General features: G+C 68.7%; 7 protein-coding genes. 3 read left to right on the top strand and 4 right to left on the bottom strand.

Features of this window, described 5'->3' with window-relative positions; genetic code table 11:
• Positions 1 to 413: 413 nt before the first annotated feature.
• Positions 414 to 743 carry a hypothetical protein gene (locus IT779_RS23260; RefSeq protein ID WP_196151519.1) on the top strand — a complete coding sequence of 110 codons (330 nt, stop codon included), beginning with the start codon at positions 414 to 416 and terminating at the stop codon, positions 741 to 743.
• Positions 744 to 1,298: 555 nt separating this feature from the next.
• Positions 1,299 to 2,228, top strand: coding sequence for an FAS1-like dehydratase domain-containing protein (locus IT779_RS23255; RefSeq protein WP_196151518.1), 930 nt, complete (start codon positions 1,299 to 1,301; stop codon positions 2,226 to 2,228).
• A 113-nt stretch (positions 2,229 to 2,341) separates the two neighbouring features.
• On the opposite strand, the gene IT779_RS23250 is transcribed toward IT779_RS23255, so the two are convergent.
• Together IT779_RS23250 and IT779_RS23245 are read right to left on the bottom strand one after the other, a co-directional pair.
• Positions 2,342 to 3,406 carry an alpha/beta hydrolase gene (locus IT779_RS23250; protein ID WP_196151517.1) on the bottom strand — a complete coding sequence of 355 codons (1,065 nt, stop codon included), beginning with the start codon at positions 3,404 to 3,406 and terminating at the stop codon, positions 2,342 to 2,344.
• Between the two features lie 233 nt (positions 3,407 to 3,639).
• Positions 3,640 to 4,590 carry a transcriptional regulator gene (locus IT779_RS23245; RefSeq protein WP_196151516.1) on the bottom strand — a complete coding sequence of 317 codons (951 nt, stop codon included), beginning with the start codon at positions 4,588 to 4,590 and terminating at the stop codon, positions 3,640 to 3,642.
• Between the two features lie 570 nt (positions 4,591 to 5,160).
• Here IT779_RS23245 and IT779_RS23240 point away from each other — a divergent pair.
• Positions 5,161 to 6,711 carry an acyl-CoA carboxylase subunit beta gene (locus IT779_RS23240; RefSeq protein WP_196151515.1) on the top strand — a complete coding sequence of 517 codons (1,551 nt, stop codon included), beginning with the start codon at positions 5,161 to 5,163 and terminating at the stop codon, positions 6,709 to 6,711.
• 228 nt (positions 6,712 to 6,939) lie between these two features.
• Here the strand turns inward: IT779_RS23240 and IT779_RS23235 are convergent, their stop codons facing one another.
• On the bottom strand, positions 6,940 to 7,530 hold the full coding sequence (locus IT779_RS23235) for an Rv1733c family protein (protein WP_196151514.1): 591 nt from the start codon (positions 7,528 to 7,530) through the stop codon (positions 6,940 to 6,942).
• Positions 7,527 to 8,168, bottom strand: a complete 642-nt coding sequence (locus IT779_RS23230) for a TetR/AcrR family transcriptional regulator (protein ID WP_196151513.1) — start codon at positions 8,166 to 8,168, stop codon at positions 7,527 to 7,529. The genes IT779_RS23235 and IT779_RS23230 overlap by 4 nt, the downstream gene beginning before the upstream one ends.
• Positions 8,169 to 8,532 lie beyond the last annotated feature (364 nt).

Raw genomic sequence — 8,532 nt, 5'->3', positions numbered from 1 at the left:
GACCCCTGCTACGAATGCGCCGACCGTGTACCACATACGACGTGTCCCCGTGCGCGGATCATCGAACCGATGCCGACACGGTCTGCTATAGCGAACCCACCTCCATAACCACGTCTTCCACCAACTACCGCGAAACGAGGACATGAATCATGCGATGAAGCGATCGAGCTCTGCGCCATTCAGCTATCAGGCAGCATTCCCCGCTCAGTGTAGACGGGTCATACCGAGCTGGGGCCGAGTTGTTTGCCTGGCGTAATGTTGTTCGCCCGCGTGTGCGGCAACGTTACTCCGGCTTCAGCACGGATCCCTACCGGGCGTCGACCGGCGTATATACCGTCTGACTAGCAGTTTTGCCGCGATTTCCGCGCGGCGTGTCGCGGATGGGTGAGATCCGCTCGCGACCGTCGACCCCGATGTCGACGCGCGAAATATCCACCGACCAACCGGTCAGCTCCACCCCTTCGGGTTCACCGATATTTGCGACCGAGCACCCGAATCTCATGTCCGATTTTCTGGCTAACTACCGACCGACCATTTCGCGAAGGCGCAACGATCGCGTATCGGTTCTCCACGGCCGACCGACCCGGATAAAGGTCGAGACTCCCGCAGAACAAGGCGAACAGTCGGATCCATTCCCGAACGACATCTGTGAATTCATTGATTTTCAGAATTGGCAGCTCGGTGGTGAATCCGGTACACCGGCACGCGCCCTCATTCGCGTGTCGCGACTCGAGATCGTATAGCACCCCGCCCACCGGGCTCGAATCGGCATCCACTTCCGTCCTTTACGTCCCGTCTGCCGCACGGAGCCATCCCCGCGACACGCGCCCCGCGTGCGCCCAGGACCGGCGGGCGAGAAGACCTCGGCGGCGCCTCGGTACGAGCGTCGGATGCCGGACTTCGGACGCGGAATCGGACATCCGACCGCGACCGCGGGGCACGCCCGCGCAGCGGGGCAAGCGGCAGCCGCCACGACCCGACACGTCCGAAATACCAAAAGCACGGGTATGTCACGGTGAGAAGTCAGCAGGTTACGAAAATCGTTGTGGCCGCAGTCGATAACGGGTCCACCATAGAGTGACTGATCCATTAGTAGACAACCTGTGGCTAACCGACGGAGTTGCCATGCCGATCCACCGCGGGTCGCCGCCTCGCCCAGGCCAGCCGGATGGCTAGGCCGTCCGAGACTCGGCCGACACGGGAGTCGCGACCGTCACCCTCGATCGGACGCGCGCCTTGCCGCCCGGTCCGCGCACCCGCCCGACAGCGGTAACCCGCGCGCACAGAACCACATTCGAGTGAATCAGCGAATCGAGAGCGAATTGCGTGAATCCGCAGGATCGGCCACCGTCGACACGGCGGCGGTCGACCGCCGCCGCATCTGTACCGGCCCGCATCCGATCGATGCGGAGACCATCGCCGAATTCGTCCGCACCGTGCGGGAATTCCCGCGTCGGGATCCGGCGACCGGCCGCGCTGTCGCGCCCGTCTCCTTCGCGGCGACCGTCCGCACCGGCGCGGTCGGCGCGCTGCTCGCCGACTTCGTCCCCGACGGCACCGCCGAGCGCATCCTGCACGTCGACCAGGTGCTCGACCTGCGCAGGCCGCTCGTCGACGGCGACCTGGTGGTCTGCCGCGCCGCGATCGAGTCCTTCCGGCACTTCGCCGACTACCACGTCCTGGCGATCCGCACCGCGCTCGTCGACGACAACGGCGCGGCGATCCTGTCGGGAACGACCTCCCTGCTCACCCGCATCGGCGGCGACGGCCACCGCTGCGCCCCGGACGACGACCGTGACCGTCCCGTCGGCGTATCGGGTTCGGACACCGATGAATTCGCGAGCGCCGACGGCGCGATGCCCGCGATCGGAGACCGGATCGCGCCGTGGTCGGTGTGGGTGCCGCGCACCGACCTCCTCGGCTACGCGCGACTCGCCTGCGCCACCGGACTTGCCCCGAGCACCATCGAACTCGCCTACGCCACAACCTATCTCGGTCGGCGCTTCGGCCCCGACGCGCTGGTGCGGCGGATCCGCACCCAGACCTCACGCCACACCCACCATCTGACCCTGCCCGCGCCCGACGGCGCACACCTGCGGATGGGCGGTCGCGTAACCGGACTCGACCTCGGCCGCCGCCGCGCCACCGTCGCGCTCACCGCGCACGCGGGCCACCGAGCATTGTTCAGCCACGCCTCGGTCGACGTGCAACTACCGCCACGACGATGAACGCACCACACCGCCCATCGTGGCCGACCCCACACGTGCCCTGCCTTCGAGCGCTGGTCGGTCACGCCTCGGTCGATAGGCAGCGCCCGACCACTCACAGGCGGACGGCCGGGTCACTGCGGGCGCGGCACCCCGAGCGCCTCGGCGAGCACGTTCCAGGCGCGCGGTAGCTGGGCCTCGAAATCGACCCAGGTGTGCATGCCCGCGTCGGAGTAGTCGACGGTGACCGGGATGCGCAGTTCGGCGAGCCGGGCCGCGAAGCGTTCGGTGCAGGAGCGCGCGCCCGCCTCGAGCGCCGCGCCGCCGCCGACGAGGCCGAGGGCGGCCATGACGTCGGTGGCTCGGGCCACCGCGGAGAGATCGGCGTGCGTCGGCGCGCCCGAGGCCGCCGACAGGTAGACCGCGGTCCCCCGCAACTTGTCCGCGCCGAGCACGGTGTCGTGTTCGGCCCATTCCGGCGAGGTGGGCGGACCCCACAGGTTGTTCACGTTGCCGCCGCGCGAGGCCACGGTGATGGTGGTGATCGCCTGGCCGAGCGGGTCGGCGGTCGAATAGCAGCCGCTCATGCCCGCCACCGCGCGGTACAGCCCCGGATGGCGCTGGGTCAGCATCATGGCCGCCTGCGCGCCCATCGATACGCCCGCGATGGCGCGCGCGCCGTTGGATTTCAGCAGCGATTCCACGATCGGGGGCAGTTCGTCGGTGAGGAAGGTCTCCCACCGGTTCAGGCCGAGCGCGGCGTCGTGGCGATCCCAGTCGCTGTACATGCTGCCGGTGCCGCCAGCGGTCAGCACCACGTCCACCGGCTTGTCGGCGAAGAATCGGGCCGCGTTGCCCTTGGTGAGCCATCCCGAGGTCGGCTCGCCGTCGACGCCGTCGAGCAGGTAGAGGGTGGGGCGCGGGCCGTCACCGGCACCGCGCAGCACGTCGACCTCGACGACGCGGCGCATGGCCGCGGAGGCGATACGCAGTCGCTCGTGCTGCGGCGCGATGGTCTCGCTGCTCAGCAGTCCCGTTCGGGTCATCTTCGGATCGACCGGGGGCGGCGGCGTTGACGGCGCCATCGGATTGGGCGGCTCCGCCGCGGGCGGTTCCGCCATGGAACGACCGCCGATGCACAATGTGGTCGCCGCGACCGCGGCCATCGCGGCAGCGGCGATCGGTACTCGTTTGCTCATCACCTTCTAGGGCTCCTCCGACACCCGTCAGGACCGGGTATCCAGACAGTAGAAGAGCCACTCCATTACAGGACGGAGGTTACCCATTTGCTGGGCGAATCACAGCGCGGATGACGACGTTCAGGACCTTTCACAACGATTCGGCCCGATTTGCCGCGCTCGCCGGTCAATTCGACATGACACGGAATCGCGCGCGGCGGGGAATGTGAGCGATTCGACGGCCCCCACGCGGCTCACCGTCTCGCTCGGTCGCGGCGCGGCGCGGGCTCGACCTCGGGTGCGGGGAGCTCCTCCGGCTCGGGGACCGCGTACAGGCCAGGCGCCCGCCCCTCGACGCGCAACCGGTGCAGGAACTCGTGCGCGCGGGCGGCCAGTTCGGGGATGTGTTTGGTCCGGCCGGCGACCATGGTCGCGATGAGCGGCACCTCGGCGGCGGCGCTCACCAGTTCCAGCACCTCGGAGGTCATCGCGAGCGGGGTCAGCGCGCCCGCCTCGTCGTCGATGGGCACCAGCACCGTGCCGCCGCCGCTGGACAGCAGCGACAGCGCCCGCGAACCCAGCGGATAGGCCAGCGCGGCCTGCACCCTGCGCAGTTTGTAGCGCGCGGCCGAGAGTCCCGCGCCCGGCCTCGATTCATCGGGATGCGGCGGTATGGACAACGCGATCACCTGGTAGACCGGGGCCACCGTGATACCGGTCTGGCGTGCCATCCGCCCGACGCCGTGTCCGGCCAGCAGCGCCGACACCAGGGTCTGCGCCGCGGTCTGATGCTCCTTGGCGACCACACGATGCTCCTCGACGTAGGCCGTCGAGGCCGCGAGCGTCACCATCTCGAGTGCACGCACGATCAACCGGGCGCCAGCGACCACCTGTTCGGAGTCGTTGTTCTCGGCGGCGGTCGCGAGGAATTCGAGGCCGGCGCGGATGCCGTCGTGATAGGCGCCGAGCACGGTCTCGAGCGCCACTCCTTCGCGCGCCCATCGTGCCGCCGAGCCCGCGATCTCGGAGGGCTGCGCGCCCGGCGGAGCGGAGGGGCCGAGGGAGCTGCGCACCGCGGCCGCGAGGCAGTGCCGCGTGACGGTTGTGAGATCACCCGGCGCCGCGCCACGCGGACGATAGGCCAAGTGATCGACGAGCCTGCTCGTCAGGGTCGTGGTATCCGACCCGATCTCTATACCCACCATGACTATCGAAGGCTAGCCACGAGTCGATGCGAATTACAGACGCGCAGACCTGAACTTGGCATCTCCTGAGGGTTCGGATTTCCCATTGGGCGAAATCACAAGACGATCACGGGCGTTCGCCGTCATTGGTCCGGACGTGCCGGGTCCGCAGCACTCCGACAATGGATTTCGTGTTCCCGAATCGGCAACTGCGCAGCCAACGACACGCCGATCACGATTCGGATACACGAAGTGCGAAAGCGAGACTCCCCCGGAAGTGCGCGGCGCCGGCCGCGCAATTTCCGGCGCCGCGCACAGTCACGGTAGAACCTCCCGCGCCGCGGGGTGAAAAGTCTGTCGTTGTCACCACCGGACCCACACCGCGCCGGTACCGCGCACAACGTCGGCATCGCCCGCACGATACGGTCATGCACCGAGAGAACGTGCGACATCGCCGTGCCCGGCCCACCGGATCGGCCGATCGGCTATACCAAGCGCCTCATCAGGGCTAACATCGAGCGCCGCACCCCGAGCACGGCAGCACCGGCGCCGGGGGCGGCGACACCTAGTTCGAAGGACAGCACGACACATATGAGCGGCACGCGCGAAAAGCTGGAGGAACTCCGGGACATCCTGGAGCTCGCCCGAGAACCCGCAGGCGAGACCGGTATCGCGAAACGCAAGAGCAAGGGTATTCCCAGCGCTCGCGAGCGCGTTCGAATGCTGCTCGATCCGGGGACCTTCGTCGAAATGGGCGCACTGATGCGCCAGCCCGGCGGAAAGAACGCGATGTACGGCGACGGCGTGGTTACCGGACGCGGATACGTCGACGGCAGGCCGGTCGTCGTGATCGCCCACGACCAGACCGTGCACGGCGGGTCGGTGGGCGAGATGTTCGGGCGCAAGGTCGCCGCGGCCATGGAATTCGCCCAGGACAATGCCTGCCCGGTGGTCGCGATCAACGATTCCGGCGGCGCCCGCATCCAGGACGCGGTGACCTCGCTGGCCTGGTACGCGCTCATGTGCCGCCGCCAGGAGGACCTGTCCGGCTACGTCCCGATGGTCGCGGTGATGCTCGGCAAATGCGCGGCGGGCTCGGTCTACGGCCCGGTCAACATGGATGTGCTCGTCGCGACCGAGAAGTCCTACATGTTCGTCACCGGCCCCGAGGTCATCAAGGCGGTCACCGGTCACAGCGTCAGCGCCGAGGAACTCGGCGGCGCGGCCGTGCAGGCCGAGATCGGCACCATCCACCACGTCGCCGCCGACGAGCGCGCCGCCTTCGACTGGGTGCGTTCCTACCTGGGTTATCTGCCCTCGAGCTGCCTGGAACAGCCGCCGGTGGTCAATCCTGGACTCGAACCCGAGGTCACCGCGAGCGATCTGGAGCTCGACGCGATCATCCCGGATTCGGACAAGGTCGGCTACGACATGCACGAGATCCTGTTGCGGATCTTCGACGACGGCGCCTTCCACGAGATCGGCGAGGCGACCGCGCGCAACCTGATCACCGGTTTCGCGCGGGTCGACGGCCGCAGCGTCGGGGTCGTCGCCAATCAGCCGCAGGTGCTCGGCGGCGCGCTCGACGCCAAGTGCTCGGACAAGGCGACGCATTTCATCCGGCTGTGCGACGCCTTCGGCCTGCCGCTGATCTTCGTGGTGGACACACCCGGCGTGCTGCCCGGCGTCGAGGAGGAGCGCGCCGGGGTCATCAAGCGTGGCGGCCGGTTCTTCCGCGCGGTCATCGAGGCCACCGTGCCGGTGGTGACGGTGGTGACCCGCAAGGCGTACGGCGGCGGCTACGCGGTGATGGGCTGCAAGCAGCTCGGCGCCGACATCAGCCTGGCCTGGCCGACCGCGCGGATCGCGGTGATGGGCGCGGAGAGCATGGTCGGCATCGTTGGCCGCAGGCAGCTCGAGGCCGCGCAGCCGCAGGATCGTCCGGCGCTGCGTCAGCAGATGATCGACTTCTACAACGCGACGCTGGCCACGCCGTGGATCGCCGCCGAGCGCGGCTACGTGGACGCGGTGATCGAACCGTCGCGGACCCGCCTCGAGATCCGCAAGGCGCTGCGTTTGCTGCGCGACAAGGACGCGGTGCGCAAGCACAACCCGCGCAAGCACAGCCTCATGCCGGTCTGAGCGGTTTTCGCGGTTGTATTGTGTTCGCTCACACCGCGACCGGACTATTCTGTACGCATCCTACGAATCGGTCCCGGCTCCGGGCCCGATTGGTAGCGGATCCCCTACTCTCGGTGCGTGCCCGGCCCGCGTCGCCGCGCGGTGGCCCGGCGCCGCGGCGTGCCCGGCGAGCGAGTCCCTACCCTCGCTCGCCGGGCACGCCGCACTCCTTCTGCGACGCAACCGATCTCAGCTCGCGCCGTGTGCGCCCCAGGTGAGCCCGGCGCGTTCCCACTCGGATTCCCAGAGCACTGAACGGCGCCGGTTCAGCGCCAGGCGCGCAGCGAGATAGCTTCCGGCGCAACCGATCAGCACGGCGCAGAGCACGGCGGCGCTGACGAGCACGGCCCGGCCGACCGGTCTCGTGGCGGAGGGCGGTTCGGTGACGCGATCGGCGCCGTCGAGCCAGATCGGCAGTGTGGCACCGACTTTCACCACGATGGCGCTGTGATATGTGGCGGTGCGCGGCAGGCCGTCGGCTCCGGTCCACGACACCGTCACCGGGGTGACCGGAGCGTAGAGCGGCGTCTTGCCCACCTCGGTCACGGTGGCATCGACCCGGTGCAGGCGCGCGTATTCGGCGTGCAGAGCGCGCGTCTGGGCCGCGTGGATCGGCACACCGACGCCGAGGACGACCAGCGGCACGCTGACCACGACACACAGCGCGAGCAGCGCGCCGATCGCGGTTTGCCAACGGTCCTCGCGCCGCCGCAGCGGATTGCGATCCAGGCCGACGCGGCGGCAGGCGCGGCGCACGACGCGGGCCCTTCCGATGGTCATGACATCGACTCCTCGTACTTTCGCGCGGCTACCAGTTCGTCCAGCGCCGCGAAGAAGCGTTCGACGAGGCGCGGCAGCGCCGCGGGATCCTCGCCCTCGGCCCATGCCCGCGAGGCGGCGAGCAACATGCCGGATCCGGCGGCGACGGCCGCGGCAGGCCTCGGATCGACGGCCGGGTCGACCCCGAGGCGGGCCGCGACGATGCGCTCCGATTCGCGCTGACCGTCGATTCTGATCCGCTGATACTCCGCCGAGAGCGCGGGCTCGCCCTCGATCCGGCGGAACAGCTCCCACCGGTGCGCGAGCCGGGCGGCACGATCGGCGCCGTAGGCGTCGTCGAGCCAGTCGTGCACGGCGGCGCGAAAGGCGACCAGCGGGGATTCGGCGAGCGGGCGGCGCAGCAGGGCGTCGTTGAACAGGTGCACGTCCTGGTCGACCGCGCCGAGCACGGCTTCTTCGAGGGAGCCGAAGTGCCTGCTGAAGGTTCGCCGGGTGACACCGGCGCGTTCGGCGACGCCTTCGACGCTCAGCGCGCCGAGTCCGTGTTCGGCGAGCAGTTCGAACGCCGCGCGCGACATGGCCTCGTGACTGCGGCGCGCGCGCAGCCTGCGACCGTCCACATCGACCTCGCCGACCATGACCTCATGGTACGACTATTGTCCCGGCGGGACATTACCTGCCCGGGGTTCCGATCGGTCATAGCCGCGAGCCACCCGAGCCGCGGCGACACGAGTACGCCGCGGACCCGCGCGGCCTCGGAACGCAGCGCGGATAGCCGAACGACATGACACCGGAACAAGCGAAATAACAACCGTCCAATTATGATCCGTCACAATCGCCGGACGATTCCGCTCGACGCGGTGCGCGCTACCAGGAAAGACCGTCTCGCGGCCATCGAATCATGTTCGATCACAACTCGATTCGATGGCGCTTTCGAATAATCACACGGAAGGCCCGTGCAGGCTCCCGCTGCTTGACCGTAGGTGAATCCAGGGTTACAAA

The organism is Nocardia bovistercoris (assembly GCF_015674855.1).
Lineage (GTDB): Bacteria > Actinomycetota > Actinomycetes > Mycobacteriales > Mycobacteriaceae > Nocardia > Nocardia bovistercoris.
Note: the sequence above shows the minus strand (reverse complement) of the source record. Positions and strands in the feature narration are given on the sequence as shown.

What these genes read in the sequence shown, in the direction of transcription:
- IT779_RS23230 (WP_196151513.1), bottom strand. Translation starts at nt 8,168, where the DNA reads ATGGTCGGCGAGGTCGATGTGGACGGTCGCAGGCTGCGCGCGCGCCGC.
- IT779_RS23250 (WP_196151517.1), bottom strand. Translation starts at nt 3,406, where the DNA reads ATGAGCAAACGAGTACCGATCGCCGCTGCCGCGATGGCCGCGGTCGCG.
- IT779_RS23260 (WP_196151519.1), top strand. Translation starts at nt 414, where the DNA reads ATGTCGACGCGCGAAATATCCACCGACCAACCGGTCAGCTCCACCCCT.
- IT779_RS23235 (WP_196151514.1), bottom strand. Translation starts at nt 7,530, where the DNA reads ATGACCATCGGAAGGGCCCGCGTCGTGCGCCGCGCCTGCCGCCGCGTC.
- IT779_RS23245 (WP_196151516.1), bottom strand. Translation starts at nt 4,590, where the DNA reads ATGGTGGGTATAGAGATCGGGTCGGATACCACGACCCTGACGAGCAGG.
- IT779_RS23240 (WP_196151515.1), top strand. Translation starts at nt 5,161, where the DNA reads ATGAGCGGCACGCGCGAAAAGCTGGAGGAACTCCGGGACATCCTGGAG.